Source organism: Alcanivorax sp. UBA3183, from assembly GCF_002364155.1.
Taxonomy (GTDB): Bacteria; Pseudomonadota; Gammaproteobacteria; order Pseudomonadales; family Alcanivoracaceae; genus Alcanivorax; species Alcanivorax jadensis.
Genome location: NZ_DEXN01000019.1, coordinates 1 through 14,145, shown reverse-complemented (window position 1 = coordinate 14,145; position 14,145 = coordinate 1). Strand labels below are relative to the sequence as shown.

11 protein-coding genes are annotated in these 14,145 nt (G+C 58.2%); 5 read left to right on the top strand and 6 right to left on the bottom strand.

Annotated features, from left to right (window positions below):
• Positions 1-192: 192 nt before the first annotated feature.
• The 4 genes from B3Q33_RS08330 to B3Q33_RS08315 all read left to right on the top strand — a co-directional run bounded on the left by B3Q33_RS08330 (position 193) and on the right by B3Q33_RS08315 (position 6,493).
• On the top strand, positions 193-2,004 hold the full coding sequence (locus B3Q33_RS08330) for a putative nucleotidyltransferase substrate binding domain-containing protein (RefSeq protein ID WP_286827474.1): 1,812 nt from the start codon (positions 193-195) through the stop codon (positions 2,002-2,004).
• Positions 2,005-2,034: 30 nt separating this feature from the next.
• A complete protein-coding gene (locus tag B3Q33_RS08325) occupies positions 2,035-2,646 on the top strand; it encodes a 3'-5' exonuclease (protein WP_286827473.1) in 612 nt (203 codons plus the stop codon).
• A 136-nt stretch (positions 2,647-2,782) separates the two neighbouring features.
• Positions 2,783-2,998 (top strand): hypothetical protein, encoded by a 216-nt coding sequence (locus B3Q33_RS08320; protein WP_035244963.1) that lies wholly within the window; start codon positions 2,783-2,785, stop codon positions 2,996-2,998.
• A 33-nt stretch (positions 2,999-3,031) separates the two neighbouring features.
• Positions 3,032-6,493 carry a hybrid sensor histidine kinase/response regulator gene (locus tag B3Q33_RS08315; protein ID WP_286827472.1) on the top strand — a complete coding sequence of 1,154 codons (3,462 nt, stop codon included), beginning with the start codon at positions 3,032-3,034 and terminating at the stop codon, positions 6,491-6,493.
• Between the two features lie 154 nt (positions 6,494-6,647).
• Here the strand turns inward: B3Q33_RS08315 and B3Q33_RS08310 are convergent, their stop codons facing one another.
• Together B3Q33_RS08310 and acs are read right to left on the bottom strand one after the other, a co-directional pair.
• On the bottom strand, positions 6,648-7,307 hold the full coding sequence (locus tag B3Q33_RS08310) for a response regulator (protein ID WP_286827471.1): 660 nt from the start codon (positions 7,305-7,307) through the stop codon (positions 6,648-6,650).
• A 178-nt stretch (positions 7,308-7,485) separates the two neighbouring features.
• Positions 7,486-9,435 (bottom strand): acetate--CoA ligase, encoded by a 1,950-nt coding sequence (gene acs / locus B3Q33_RS08305; protein ID WP_286827469.1) that lies wholly within the window; start codon positions 9,433-9,435, stop codon positions 7,486-7,488.
• Between the two features lie 275 nt (positions 9,436-9,710).
• Here acs and B3Q33_RS08300 point away from each other — a divergent pair, with 275 nt between their 5' ends.
• Positions 9,711-10,904, top strand: coding sequence for a DcaP family trimeric outer membrane transporter (locus tag B3Q33_RS08300; RefSeq protein WP_035244959.1), 1,194 nt, complete (start codon positions 9,711-9,713; stop codon positions 10,902-10,904).
• 189 nt (positions 10,905-11,093) lie between these two features.
• Here B3Q33_RS08300 and B3Q33_RS08295 read toward each other — a convergent pair whose 3' ends face one another.
• The 4 genes from B3Q33_RS08295 to B3Q33_RS08280 form a co-directional block, all read right to left on the bottom strand.
• A complete protein-coding gene (locus tag B3Q33_RS08295; protein WP_035244958.1) occupies positions 11,094-11,489 on the bottom strand; it encodes an ectoine synthase in 396 nt (131 codons plus the stop codon).
• A 67-nt stretch (positions 11,490-11,556) separates the two neighbouring features.
• A complete protein-coding gene (gene ectB / locus B3Q33_RS08290; protein ID WP_272961532.1) occupies positions 11,557-12,861 on the bottom strand; it encodes a diaminobutyrate--2-oxoglutarate transaminase in 1,305 nt (434 codons plus the stop codon).
• Positions 12,862-12,911: 50 nt separating this feature from the next.
• On the bottom strand, positions 12,912-13,454 hold the full coding sequence (gene ectA / locus B3Q33_RS08285; protein WP_272961531.1) for a diaminobutyrate acetyltransferase: 543 nt from the start codon (positions 13,452-13,454) through the stop codon (positions 12,912-12,914).
• A 4-nt stretch (positions 13,455-13,458) separates the two neighbouring features.
• A complete protein-coding gene (locus B3Q33_RS08280) occupies positions 13,459-14,001 on the bottom strand; it encodes a MarR family winged helix-turn-helix transcriptional regulator (protein ID WP_273009810.1) in 543 nt (180 codons plus the stop codon).
• Positions 14,002-14,145: the final 144 nt, after the last annotated feature.

The following is a 14,145-nucleotide window of genomic DNA, read 5'->3' as shown; positions in this document are numbered from 1 at the left end:
GTTAGGAGATGAGCGAAGCCGGTGTGGAAGCAGTCAGTCCGCACCGGTTTTGCGCTTTCCGGAATAAGGGAGGAGAGTTAAAAGTTGAAAGTTCAAAGTTGAAACGAGGGCTAGGCAGACGCCTGCCAGTTGCTTTGCTTCTCGCGCTTTTAGGCGTTGAACTTTCCACTTTTAATTGATCGGTCCGTGGCCATGATTGAAAAGGAACTCGACCAGTATCCGTTCAGCCTGCTGGGAACAGCGGGTCGGCATCGTCTGAATCAGGGCACTGATCTGGCCTATTACGAGCCCGGCGATATTATTCTGGAGGCGGCCAGCTCCAGTGATTACGTCTACGTGGTTCACAAGGGCAGCGTGGCGGAGCTGGACGTGAATGCCCCGGATGGGCGCAGCCAGGTGGGAGTGTATGCCGCCGGGGATCTTTTCGGGGCCATCAGTGTACTCAACGGCAAAAGCCGTTACCGCTTCCGTGCCGAGCAACAGACCCTGTGCCACCTGATTCCCGCCGCCCTGTTTCTGGAGCTGTGCGACAGTGAGCCGGAATTTGGACGGTTCTTTCGCCAGACGCTGGCGGAAAAAAGCCAGCGTCTGGCAGAGCGGCGGGAGGGGGGCGTCACCCTGGCCGGATTCATGCTGGCACGGGTGGATCAGTGCATGCGCGAGCCCCTTGTCATGGCCCCCAAGGCGACCCTGCGCGATGCAGTGACGGCGCTCAAGCAGCACGGTGTGGACAGCGTGCTGATTCACAGTGATGAGGGCTTTGCCATTGTCACCAAGACCGATCTGCTGACAGCCCTGGTAGTCAATGAACAAACTGCCGACACGCCGCTGGAAGCGGCGGCAGAGCGGCAGCTGGTGACCACCCGCCCGGACGACTATCTGTTTACCGCGCTGACCCGCATGACTCGCCACAAGGTGGCCCGGGTAGTGGTGATGGCCGGCGAGCAGGCGGTGGGTGTGGTGGAACTCACCGATGTACTCAGCTTCTTTTCCAGCCGTTCCTATGTGGTGGGTCTGGAAATCGAGAAGGCAGAATCCCTGGATGAGTTACGGCAGGCCAGCGAGCGTCTGCCGGAACTGGTGGAAGCCTTGATGGCCCAGGGCGTAAAGATGCGCTTCGCCATGGATCTGCTGGCCGCACTGAATGGGCGCATCATGGCCAAGACCTTCGGCATGGTTATGCCTGAGGAACAACAGCAGGCCTGTTTGATCATCATGGGCAGTGAGGGGCGCGGGGAGCAGATACTGAAAACCGATCAGGATAATGGCCTGATCCTGGCGGATGGTCAGCACTGGCCCTCCTGTGAAATCGACGCCCGTCGTTTTACCGAAACACTACTGATCCTGGGCTACCCGCCTTGCCCCGGCAAGGTCATGGTGTCCAACCCGGAATGGGTGGGCAGTCTGAGCCAGTGGCAGCAACGCATTCATGACTGGGCGGGGGATGTCGGTGGAGAAGGGTTGATACGCATCACAACGCTGATGGATGCCCATTGTGTGGCAGGAGACAACCGGTTGCTGGAAACCGTTCGTTCGGCCTTGTTTGATCGCTGCAGTAATGACGATTTGTTCATGGCGCATTTTGCCCGTCCTGTTCTTCAGTTTGCCACGCCACTGAACCTGTTCGGCTCCTTGAAAAAACCGCAGCATGGTATCGATATCAAGAAGGGTGCCTTGTTTCCTGTGGTTCATGGCGTGCGCGCTCTGGCGTTGCAGCAACGTATTCGTGAAACCTCAACACTGTCACGGCTGGAAAAGCTGGTGGCAGCGAAGGTGCTGGAGCCAGGCATTGCGGAAGACCTGGGCGAAGCCATGGAGCTGTTCAGTGAGCTGCGTCTGAATCATCAACTGGAGCACCTTCATGGCGATGCCATGAATATTCCCGACAACCATATTGTGGTGCAACGGCTGTCATCCCTGGAGCGGGATCTGCTCCGTGATGCCCTGCATCTGGTCAGTGAGTTCAAGCAGCGCCTGTCCCGTCGTTTCCATCTGGAATACTGAGGGCGGCCCATGGGTGCGAGGATACAAGCCATGCTGAGACAACTGCGACGTTTTAGTGATAGACACCGCCACGCTCATGGGCCTTTCGCACATCTGTTCATGCCCTATGAAGGCAGCGATGTGATCGCCATCGATTGTGAAACCACGGGTCTGGATAGCCGCCATGCTGAACTGGTATCCATTGCTGCGGTGCCTGTGAAGCAGGGGCGGGTGCTGACCAGCCAGGCGCTGGATATCAAACTGGAAGCCCCGGATAGCCTGGAAGGCAGTTCCATTCGTATTCACCGTTTGCGGCCGGTGGACCTGGATGAGGGGGAGTCCGTAGTCGCTACACTGGAGCAGCTGCTGGACTTTATCGGCAATCGTCCCCTGGTGGGCTGGTGCGTGGATTTCGATGTGGCCATGGTCAACCGCTATCTGCGCCCGCTGATGGGGTTTGATCTGCCCAACACTACTATCGAGCTGTCGTCCCTGTACCAGAAAAAAATGCGCCACTGGAAGCCGGAGCTGGAACCGGATCTGCACTTTGATGCCATGGCCGCCGCCCTGCAGGTTCCTGTCATGGAGCGGCATACCGCCCGTGGCGATGCAGTGACCGCGGCACTGATGTATCTGCAGCTGCAGAAGTCGACGATGAATTAGGTGATGGATCACGCCGTGGTCAGGACGTCTTGACCGTTGGGGCTCTGCTTGCAAAGCGAATAACTCCGACCGGTCATAAGTGCTTGGCCTTTCGCCTTGCAAGCAAGGCTCCAACACACCGATGGTGGAGAGGAAAATGCTCTACGCAGAAAAAATGGCTTTGATCGCCGGTCTCTGTATCGTGCTGTATGCCTACCTGCGTTACTGGCAACGGACCCGGGACACCCGTGGCCTGCTGATGTTCTGGCGACGGGAAATGACACTCACTGTGAGTGAATTCAAATGGCAGCGGGCAGGCGTCGCCCTATTGCTGGTAGCGGTGGCGCTACGTTTCGTTCAGGCGTTGCTATAAGCTGAAATCTGTATCCGTTAACCGGGAGCGGCGGTGTTTTCATTGTGGCAGCTGAGTGGCCTGGCACTGGGGTATGTGCTGGTGCTGTTCGTGATCGCCTGGTGGGGCGACCGGGCGGCACGCAAGGGTCGCAAAACCTTTCAGAATGCCTGGGTCTACAGCCTGGGTCTGGGTGTCTATTGCACTTCCTGGACGTTCTACGGGGCGGTGGGGGAAGCCGCACAGAACGGCTGGAACTACCTGCCCATCTACCTCGGCCCGATTCTCACGGTACTGCTGGGCGGTGCCCTGATCTACAAGATGGTGACGGTGGCCCAGCAGCATCATATTACCTCCATCGCCGATTTCCTTGCTGCCCGTTACGGCAAGTCCCGCCGGCTGGCGGTCCTGGTCACCCTGGTGGCGATCATCGGTGTGCTCCCCTATATCGCCCTGCAGCTGAAAGCCGTCACCCTGTCGTTTGATTATGTGCTCAAGGATTCCGCCCAGTACGGGGTGGATACCGCCCTGGTGGTGGCGGCACTGATGGCGGTCTTTACCCTGCTGTTCGGTACCCGCCATATCGATACCACCGAACACCAGTCCGGCCTGATGCTGGCGGTAAGCTTCGAGTCCTTTATCAAGGTAGTGGCCTTTGTGTTGCTGGGGCTTTACTGCCTGTATGCCATTTTCGATGGCCCCATGGATATGTGGCAGCAACTGGAGTTGCAAGGTGACGTGCTGCAGATTTTCGAGCCCACCCTGTTCTCGCAGAGTTTTGTCACCGCCCTGTTGCTGTCCATGGTCGCGATCCTCTGTTTGCCTCGTCAGTTCCATGCGGGGGTAGTGGAGAACAATGACCTGCGACACCTGCGCACCACCCGTTGGCTGTTTCCGCTGTATCTATTGATGTTTGCCATCTTTGTGCTGCCCATCGTGGTGGCCGGGGTCATCACCCAGCCTTATCTGATTGGTCAGGCAGACACCTATATGCTGTCGTTGCCCATAGCCCAGGACAATTCCGCCATGCTGATGGTGTCCTTTATTGGCGGCATCGCGGCGGCAACCGGCATGGTGATTGTGTCCACCATCTCGCTGGCCATCATGCTCACCAACGAGGTGCTGTTGCCCTTGTGGTTGCAGTCCCGGCTCCATGAAAAGGATCAACTGGCCGGCTTGAGCCGGCAGCTGCGATTCCTGCGCCGGGCCAGCATTCTGGTATTGCTGGGCTTGGCCTTTGCCTTCCATACCCTGATTGACCGTTTTGATGGGCTGGCCAGTATTGGCCTGCTGTCCTTTGCGGCGGTGGCCCAGTTTGCTCCGGCGCTGGTAGGGGCGCTGTATTGGCGCACCGGTCACAAGCAGGGCGCTTTTGCCGGGTTGGGTGTCGGCTTTCTGCTGTGGTTTTACTGTTTGCTGGTGCCGGTGATATTGCCCATGGAATGGGTGCAGGTGCTAAACGAACGGGGCCTGCTCGGACTGGGCTTGTTGCGGCCCCATGCCCTGTTTGGCATCGAGGGGCTGGAGCCGCTCACCCATGGCGTGTTCTGGTCTCTATTGGGGAACCTGGCAGCGTTTATCTATTTTTCCCGACGTGCGACCCACGATGCCCTCGACGAGGCTCAGGCGGCCCGGTTTGTGGACATGCCCATGGACTGGTGGCGCGAAGGGATTGGCCACCCGTCCATTACTACCGCAGAGCTGCTGGAAGTGTGCAAACGCGGGCTTGGCCATCCCCGAGCCGAGCCGCTGTTCTTCGATTACATGCGTCGGCGCAGTGTGTCCGAGGAGCTGGCATTACCGGCGCCTTTGCATCTGGTGCGCTACGTGGAGCGGTTGCTGGCGGGCACCATGGGGGCGTCTACCGCACGGATCGTGATGAGCACCCTGCTGCGCAAGCAGAACAGCCGTCATGACGATGTGGTGCGGATGATGGATGAGGCCTCCGAGCTCATCCAGTTCAATCACCAGTTGCTGCGCACCACCATCGAAACCATCAGCCAGGGTATCTGTGTGGTGGACCGAGAGATGCAGGTGGTGGCCTGGAATCAGGCCTACGTGAAGCTGTTCGATTATCCGGAGGGGCTGATCCGGCTGGGGCGGTCCATTGAGGATGTGTATCGCTATAACGCGGAGCGCGGCTACTACGAGGGTGACAACCTGGAAGAGGATGTGAGCAAGCGGGTGCAGTTGCTGCGCGAAGGTCACTCCCACCAGTTCGAGCGGGAGCTGCCCAACGGCATCGTCGTGGAAGTGCGCGGCACGCCGATGATCGGGGGTGGCTTTGTCAGTACCTACATGGATATCACCGAACGAAAACGCGACGAACAGGCCCTGCGTCAGATCAACGAAAACCTGGAAAACATGGTCTCCGAGCGCACCCGCAAGCTTACCGAGGTCAATGAAAAACTGGCCCGCGCCAACGATGGCAAGACCCGTTTCCTGGCTGCCGCCGGGCATGACCTGATGCAGCCACTCAATGCGGCCCAGCTGTTTACTTCGTCACTGCGTCAGCAGTTGATCAAGCGTGATGGTGGTGGCTTTGCCCATGAGGTGGCCGTGCTCGGGCATGTGGACACCTCTCTGCAGGCCGCCGAGCAGATCATTAGCGCGCTGATGGAAATCAGCAAACTGGATACCGGCACCATGCCGGCCCACGTGCACCCGCTGCGCCTGGGTAGTCTGATGGAACCGTTAAGCCAGGAGTTTTCTGCGCTGGCCGCCGCAAATGACCTCAGTCTGCGGGCTGTCATTTGTAACGCCGTGGTGGAAACGGATGAAGGCTTGTTGCGCCGTGTGTTGCAGAATCTGCTCTCCAATGCCATTCGCTATACCGAGCATGGGCGTATCCTGTTTGGCTGTCGTCGCCAGCACAATGCCATCCGCATTGACGTGTGGGATACAGGCCCGGGGATTCCCGATGACCAGCACGAGGCGATCTTTCGGGAATTCCAGCGCCTGCCGCAACAAAGCCGTAAATCGATAAAGGGCCTGGGGCTGGGCCTGGCCATTGCCGATCGCATCTGTCGTCTTCTGGGACATCGTTTAACGGTTCGCTCCTGGCCGGGCAAGGGCACCGTATTCAGTGTCACCGTGCCGTTGGCCAAGGGTGAGGTGCCGCCGGTGCTGCAGGAAACAGAAACCGTCAGCCAGGGCATTCAAGGCATGCGGGTTTTCTGCGTGGATAACGATCCGGCGCTGCTCGCCAGCCTGGTGGCTGCCCTGGAGATGCTCGACTGTGAGGTGATCGCCGCCAGCGGCCTTGATGACGCCCTGAAAAAAGCCGCCACCTGCCCGGTCCCGGATGTGCTGTTGGTGGATTATCAGCTGGATAATGAAGACGGCTTTACTGTTATCGACGGCCTGGACAGCGGCTGGGAAGACGTGGTCCCCGCCATCCTGATGACCGCCGACCGCAACCCGGCCGTACGCGAGCGCGCGGAAGAACAGGGGATTGGGTTTTTGCAGAAGCCGTTGACGGAGGGGATGTTGCGGCGAACGTTGGAAGGGGTTTAGGGCAATTGATAATTGAGAATGGATAATTGATAACGTCACGCACCAGCGTGTTGCCGCTTAAATGTAAGAAGTCGCGTCCATAAGTTGGGCGCGGCTTCTTACGTTTAAATGCAAACCGAAAATTTTCCGCGAGTTATTAATTATCCATTCTCAATTATAAATTGCTTTCCATTCCTTGCGGTTCAATCGCCAGATCCTTCAACGCCAGTACTGCCTGGGTGCGGTTGCGTACGCCCAGCTTTCGGAAGATGGCGGTCATGTGGGCCTTGATGGTGGCTTCCGAGACATCCAGCTCGTAGGCAATGACCTTGTTCTGCATACCTTCCATCAACATTCCCATCACCCGGAATTGCTGGGGGGTGAGGCTGGCGATGCGTTCGCTCATGGCGGAATGGTCCGGCAGGGTGGGGGGCATGGCCCGGCGGGCATGTTCGGGGAGCCAGCGCTCGCCCTCCATGATCTTGCGCATGGCATCGGTCATGGTATCGATGGAGGCCGACTTGGGAATAAACCCATCGGCACCAAAGTGAATGGCGCGTTGAATCACGTCGACACTTTCGGTGGCGGAAATGACCACCAGGGGCACCTTGCGATACTGCTCGCGCAAATAGACCAGGCCGGAAAAGCCATGGGTGCCCGGCATATGCAGGTCGAGCAGAATCACATCAAAGGGAATGGCCTGTTGGCCCAAGGTTTCCAGGGTGGCCAGGGAGTCCGCTTCGTGGATGGTGGCATCGACAAAGCTGGCCTCTACCGCCTGTTTCAGGGCAGCGCGGAAAAGGGGATGGTCATCGGCTATCAGTATTGTTGTCATGACCTTGATTTAAGCATGAAAGAAAAAAAGATGCTGCCCTTGGGTTACTCGAAGGGCAGCGTGGGAAAAACAGAAAACAACAGACTTCCTTCAGCGTAAATTCCTTGGCTCCTATGGAGCTCCTGAGCGAGGGGTCGTACACCCTGGCTAGCCTCAGAGCTCCCGGTGCGAGATGAAATCACCGGTTCACCCGGGTCTCCACCAGACTGGCCACCACAGCCGGGTCCGCCAGGGTGGAAATATCCCCCAGGCTGTCGTGCTCGTTGGCGGCAACCTTCCTGAGGATGCGCCGCATGATTTTGCCGGAGCGGGTTTTCGGTAGCCCGGCAGTGAAATGGATCAGATCTGGTGTGGCGATGGGGCCGATCTCCCGGCGTACCCATTGGCGCAGTTCCTGGAGAAGGGCATCGCTGGCGGCTTCGCCGTCATTGAGGGTCACATAGACATAGATGCCCTGGCCTTTGATGTCGTGGGGGTAGCCGACCACGGCGGCTTCGCACACCTGCGGGTGGGCGACCAGGGCGCTTTCCACTTCGGCGGTACCCATACGGTGGCCGGACACGTTGAGCACATCATCCACTCGCCCGGTGATCCAGTAGTAACCGTCTTCGTCGCGACGGGCGCCGTCGCCGGTGGTGTAGTAGCCGGGAAAGATGCTGAAGTAGGTCTGCACAAAGCGCTCATGGTCGCCCCACAGGGTGCGGGCCTGGCCCGGCCAGCTGTCGGTGATCACCAGATTGCCCTCGGCGGGGCCGTCCAGCAGGTTGCCATCGTTGTCCACCAGGGCCGGTTGTACGCCGAAGAAGGGCAGGGTGGCAGCACCGGGTTTGGCTTCAATAGCTGCCGGCAGCGGACAGATCATGATGCCGCCGGTCTCTGTCTGCCACCAGGTATCCACCACGGCCGCCTGGCCGTTACCGACCACATCATGGAACCACTGCCAGGCCGCCGGATTGATCGGCTCGCCGGCGGTGGCGAGCACACGCAGTTTGTCACGGCGGCTGCTCTGGCAGCAGTGGTCGCCACCGGCCATCAGGGCGCGAATGGCGGTTGGGGCGGTATAGAGAATTTCCACGTCGTAGCGGTCGATGATATCGCCCACTCGCTGGTCGTTAGGGTAGTTGGGCACCCCTTCAAACATGACGCAGGTGGCACCGTTGGCCAGTGGTCCGTAGACCAGATAGGTGTGTCCGGTGATCCAGCCCACATCGGCCGTGCACCAGTACACCTGGCCGGGCTGATAATCGAAGGCCAGCTGATGGGTCAATGAGGCGTAGACCATGTAGCCGCCGGTGGTATGCAGTACGCCTTTGGGTTTGCCGGTGGAGCCGGAGGTATAAAGGATGAACAGCGGGTCTTCCGCGTTCATGGCTTCCGCCGGGCAGTGGCTGTCGCTCTGTGCCTGTTCCTCTGTGTAGTCCAGATCGCGGCCGGGCTGCCAGTGGATGTCATTGCCCACGTGGCGAACGACCAGCACTTTTTCCACCACATCGGTGCCGTCCTGGAGCAGGGCTTCATCCACATTGCCCTTGAGTGGAACCGGCTTGCCGCCGCGGCGACCGGCATCGGCGGTGATCACCATTTTGGCGCCGCAGTCGGCAATACGACCGGCCAGCGCATCCGGGGAAAAGCCGGCAAACACCACGGAATGGATGGCGCCAATGCGGGCGCAGGCCAGCATGGCGAAAACGGCTTCCGGGATCATCGGCATATAGATCATCACCCGGTCACCCTTGCCGACACCTTGTCGCTTGAGCGTATTGGCGAGCTGGCAGACATGCAGGTGCAGAGCCTGGTAGGTGATCTCCCGGCTCGGCTGGCCGGGCTCATCCGCTTCCCAGTACAGGGCGACCGCATCGCCATTGCCGGCCAAGTGACGGTCGATGCAGTTGCTGCTGGCGTTCAGCTCGCCGTCATAAAACCAGCGAATATGGACATCATCCGGGTGGAAGCGGGTGTCGCGAATTTGCTGCGGCTCGCGTAGCCAGTCGATTCGCTGAGCCTGGCTGCGCCAGAAACCGACACTGTCCTGCAGACTTTGCTGATAGAGAGACTGGTAATCGTTGGCGTCTATCCAGCAATGGGATTTCAGTGCGGCTTTTACCGGCACGCGTTTACCCGTTTCCATGGGGTTTCCTCACTGATGTGATGCAGTTGTTATAGGAGTATTGCCAGTGTGCGAAAGCACGACGGGGGTCTGAATTAGACCTTGGTCTTAGTAGCGCAACAGGCGGCAGGCTTCAGGCAACAAGGCAAAACCGGCAAGGCATCGTAGTGGGCTTGCTGCTCCGGGCTTCTGGCATGTCACGGACTTCGACCTATGGCTAATAGTTGAGCACACAGGGTCCGAGCAAGCTGTTCGTGGAGTGACTTACGTGTTGATGAAAACAAGAGGACAGGGCCATGACAGCAATAAAACCCACGTACCTGTGTGCCGCCGTTTTGTTTGCCCACGCGGGTATCGCAGGTGCCGCAACGCTGGAGGAGCGCGTTGCCGATCTGGAAAACAAGCTGCAGCACAGCGGTGGCAATAGTCAGATCACCTTCGGCGGTTTTATCAAAGCCGATACCATTTTCAGCAAATACAGTGATGGGGAAGAAGCATCGTCGGCAATCGGGGAAGACTTTATGGTGCCCTCTACCATCCCCGTCGCCGGTGAAGAGGGTTCCGGCAAGCTGCACATGATCGCCAAACAAAGCCGTTTCTGGCTAAAGAGCGTAACGCATACCCCGGTGGGGGATGTGAAAGGCCACATCGAGATCGATTTTCAGACCAACGGCCTGGGTAATGAGCGTATTACCAACAGCTATGCGCCGCGGATTCGTCATGCCTATCTGAGCTGGGACAAATGGTTGTTCGGGCAAACCTGGTCCACCTTCTTCAATGTGAGCGCGCTACCGGAAACCCTGGACTTTGTCGGGGCTGCCGGCACCGTGTTCCAGCGGCAAGCGCAGATTCGCTACACCACTGGCCCAATCATGCTGGCCCTGGAAAACCCGTCCACCACCCTCTACGGCGGTGCGGAAAATCCCTACGACGATAACGGTGTGCCTGATGTGGTGCTGCGCTACAACCTGACCGGCGACTGGGGCAATGTGAGTCTTTCCGGCATGGGGCGTGAGCTGGCCTATCAGGACAATATTGGTGGGCAGGACCGTGACGAAAGCGAATACGGTTATGGTCTGGCTCTGGCGGGCAAGATGATGTTGGGCGAGATGGACGACGTGCGCTTCCAGCTCAATTACGGCAACGCCATTGGCCGTTACCACACGCTGAATGCGTTCCGCTCCGGGCAGATTGAAGCGGACGGTGATATCGATCTGATTGATCAGTGGAGTGCGGTTCTGGCCCTGCGTCACCACTGGAATGATACCTGGCGGTCCAATTTTGCGGTATCCATGAGCGAAGCGGACAACCCGGACACTGTGGCGGGCACCAGTAATGAAAGCGTGCAGAGCGCCCATGCCAACCTGATCTGGCAGGTGGCCAAGCCGCTGTCTCTGGGGGGCGAGTTGATCTATGCCGAGCGGGAAACCGAGGCCGGTGATGACGGTAACCTGAAGCGCGTACAGCTTACGGCCAAGTACGCATTCTGAGAAACGGCGCTTTAGGTTTAGTCGTTGGAGCCTTGTTCACAAGGCGAACTTTCCATTTCCTGAGGAAGCTTCGCCTTGTGAACAAGGCTCCAACGGTAAAGCCTAATGGGAAACAAAAAACGGGGCGCATTAAGCGCCCCGTTTTTTGCATGCAAGCCTTCTGCATGCCGCGTGTAGCGGCTGGTGATCTTAATCAAGATCCGCCGGGTACACGCCGTGCTCGTCGTGCACTTCCTTGCCGCTCAGGGGCGGGGTGAAAGCGCAGGCCACCACCATGTCTTCGTCGCCACCGTAGAGCCAGTGCTCGTCGTGTTCGTCGAGCAGGTAGATAGTGCCGGGGGTGAGATCATAGACCTTGCCGTCGGCGATGGTTTCGATCTTGCCGTTGCCGGAAATCACGTACACGGATTCCCAGTGGTTCTTGTAATGGATGTGGGTCTTGGTGCCCTTGAAGATGGTGGTGATGTTGAAGGAGTGACCCATCTTGTCATCTTTCAGAGACAGGCGCACAGACTGCCAGTTGCCGTTTTCGGCTTTGACACAACGCTCTGATTTTTCGGCTTCAGCCAGAGTACGAACGATCATGAATATGACTCCTGAGCAAAAAGGGAGAGAGGAAAGGCTCCCCCGGGGAGGGGGAGCGGGCAGCCTGTTAGGCAGAGATGCTGGCAACAGAGTGCGCTTCACCGCGCTTGATGCGGTCAGTCATCACTTCGGCAACGCTTTCCTTGACGATATCCAGAGCCCGGGTCAGGTCTTCTTCATCAATGGTCAGCGGGCACAGGGTCTTGATCACCTGATCATCGGCACCGGAGGTCTCGATCACCAGCTGGCGCTTGAAGCAGGCCTTGGTGATTTCGCCGGCCACTTCGCCATCGCGAGCTACCAGGCCCTGCATCATGCCGCGACCGTTCAGGTAGAACCAGTGGTCGTCATAGGTGTTGGCGATCTCGCGGAAACGGTCGGTGATGATGTCCGCCTTGCGCTGTACTTCCTTGGCGAACTTGTCGTCGCGCCAGTAGTGGTTCAGCGCAGCGGCAGCAGTCACGAACGCCAGGTTGTGGCCACGGAAAGTACCGTTATGCTCGCCGGGTTTCCACATGTCCAGTTCCGGCTTCAGCAGCACCATGGCAAACGGCAGACCGTAGCCACTCAGGGACTTGGACAGAGTGATAATGTCCGGGGTGATGCCGATATCATCGAAGCTGAAGAAGGTGCCGGTACGGCCACAGCCAGCCTGGATGTCATCCAGAATCAGCAGCATGTCGTGTTTGCGGCACACTTTTTCCAGATTGCGCAACCAGTCAAAGCTGGCTGCGTTGATGCCGCCTTCGCCCTGCACGGTTTCTACAATCACAGCAGCCGGGTGGTCCACGCCGCTGGAAGAATCGCCCAGTACCTTGTCCAGGTACTCGGTAGTGTCGAAGGCATCGCCCAGATAGCCGTCGTACGGCATCGGTGTGACACCACCCATGGTGACACCTGCAACACCACGGTGGTGGCTGTTACCAGTAGTGGCCAGGGCGCCCAGGCTCACGCCATGGAAGCCGTTGGTAAAGCTGATGATGTTCTCGCGACCCTTGATGTTACGGGCAACCTTCAGTGCCGCTTCTACCGCATTGGTACCGGTGGGGCCGGTGAACTGCATGACATAGTCCATGTCGCGGGGCTTCAGGATCACTTCATAGAAAGCGTCCATGAATTCCCGCTTGGCGGTGGTGTGCATGTCCAGGCCATGAACAATGCCGTCACGCTGAATGTACTCGAGCAGCTTCTCTTTCAGAATCGGGTTGTTGTGGCCATAGTTGAGGGTGCCCGCGCCGGCCAGGAAGTCGATGTATTCCTTGCCGTTCTCGTCATACAGGTAGCTGCCCTTGGCCTGGTTGAAGACCACCGGGAAGCTGCGCGCATAGCTCATTACTTCCGATTCGTGACTGTCAAAAATGTCGGTATCCATGATTCCTGTTCCTCGCGTGAATTCGGTGCTTGTTCGTTCTGGTCTGGGTTTCAGGCTTCGTCTCTATTGAACGGCCCGATACGCAGCAGGTATTCGTCATTGTGTTCGCCGGCAAAATGAATGCGCGAATCGAACAGAATAAATTCTTCCGTGGGTATGCTGCGCTGGTAGGCGAAGCTGCGGAACATTCCCCAGGACGCTTCATTGTCCGGGGTAATGGTGGTCTCGATAAACTGAACGTCGGCGCTTTCTTCGCGCTCTATCAGCTCGGCCAGCATGCGCTTGGCCAGACCCTTGCCGCGGGCTTTCTCATGCACGGCCACCTGCCAGACAAACAGCGCGTTTTGCTGCTTGGGTGGAATGTAGCCGGAGATGAAGCCCACCAGGTCGCCATCCATTTCTGCGGCGACAGAGGTGTCTGCAAAGTGCGTGCATTGCAGCAAATTACAGTAGACGGAGTTCTCGTCCAGCGGCTTGCACTCGCTGATCAGCTTGTGCACTCGGCTGCCGTCCTGGCTTTCCGGTTTGCGGAAAGTAATGTCATCCTGATTGTCGGTGGATGAGCCCGTTTTCTTTGCACTGTCTGCAACCATGGTTTCACTTTTGGTCCGTTTTAGAGAAAGAGTTGGCTTCGCGTTCGCGGCGGCTGCTTAAGTCCACCGCTGGTTGGGCGCGGTCAATAGCGCCCAGGTCCAGTACCGGAGACGCATCGATGTCTCCGGCATTCATCATGGCGGCCACCCGTTGCAAGGAGCTCAGTATTAAAGATTGCTCCCAGTCTTCCAGGCGGTCAAAACGCTCGATGAATTCGTCCTGAAGCGGGGTAGGGGCCTTGTCGATAATTTCGTCGCCGGCCCGGGTAAGGTGGGCATACACCCGGCGTTTGTCCTGCTCGCCGCGCTTTCGTTCCACCAGGGCCCGCTTTTCCAGGCGATCCAGAATCGTGGTAATGGTGGCCTGGCTGAGGGAAACCTCATTAGCCAGGTCGCCCATGGTGATTTCACCGTGGGCAGAGATCGCCTGCATGATAAGCAGTTGCGGCGATGTCAGGCCGGAGACCTTGCTCAATTTCCGTGAGTAGAGGTCGGTGGCGCGAATAATCTGTCGTAAAGCGATCAGCACGTCTTCGTGTCTGGCCATTGCCGTGAGTTCTCTTGATAACAAAGTAATGTGACCGTTATTAGACATAGGATGTCTGCAATCACCTTTGAGATGTAAGGATTTAAGGAGCCTCTGAGTAACTCCTTGCGTACTCAGCGCGGCCTGAAGGGTGCAGCTGTTGTG

What these genes read in the sequence shown, in the direction of transcription:
- B3Q33_RS08330 (WP_286827474.1), top strand. Translation starts at nt 193, where the DNA reads ATGATTGAAAAGGAACTCGACCAGTATCCGTTCAGCCTGCTGGGAACA.
- B3Q33_RS08325 (WP_286827473.1), top strand. Translation starts at nt 2,035, where the DNA reads ATGCTGAGACAACTGCGACGTTTTAGTGATAGACACCGCCACGCTCAT.
- B3Q33_RS08320 (WP_035244963.1), top strand. Translation starts at nt 2,783, where the DNA reads ATGCTCTACGCAGAAAAAATGGCTTTGATCGCCGGTCTCTGTATCGTG.
- B3Q33_RS08310 (WP_286827471.1), bottom strand. Translation starts at nt 7,307, where the DNA reads ATGACAACAATACTGATAGCCGATGACCATCCCCTTTTCCGCGCTGCC.
- acs (WP_286827469.1), bottom strand. Translation starts at nt 9,435, where the DNA reads ATGGAAACGGGTAAACGCGTGCCGGTAAAAGCCGCACTGAAATCCCAT.
- B3Q33_RS08300 (WP_035244959.1), top strand. Translation starts at nt 9,711, where the DNA reads ATGACAGCAATAAAACCCACGTACCTGTGTGCCGCCGTTTTGTTTGCC.
- B3Q33_RS08295 (WP_035244958.1), bottom strand. Translation starts at nt 11,489, where the DNA reads ATGATCGTTCGTACTCTGGCTGAAGCCGAAAAATCAGAGCGTTGTGTC.
- ectB (WP_272961532.1), bottom strand. Translation starts at nt 12,861, where the DNA reads ATGGATACCGACATTTTTGACAGTCACGAATCGGAAGTAATGAGCTAT.
- ectA (WP_272961531.1), bottom strand. Translation starts at nt 13,454, where the DNA reads ATGGTTGCAGACAGTGCAAAGAAAACGGGCTCATCCACCGACAATCAG.
- B3Q33_RS08280 (WP_273009810.1), bottom strand. Translation starts at nt 14,001, where the DNA reads ATGGCCAGACACGAAGACGTGCTGATCGCTTTACGACAGATTATTCGC.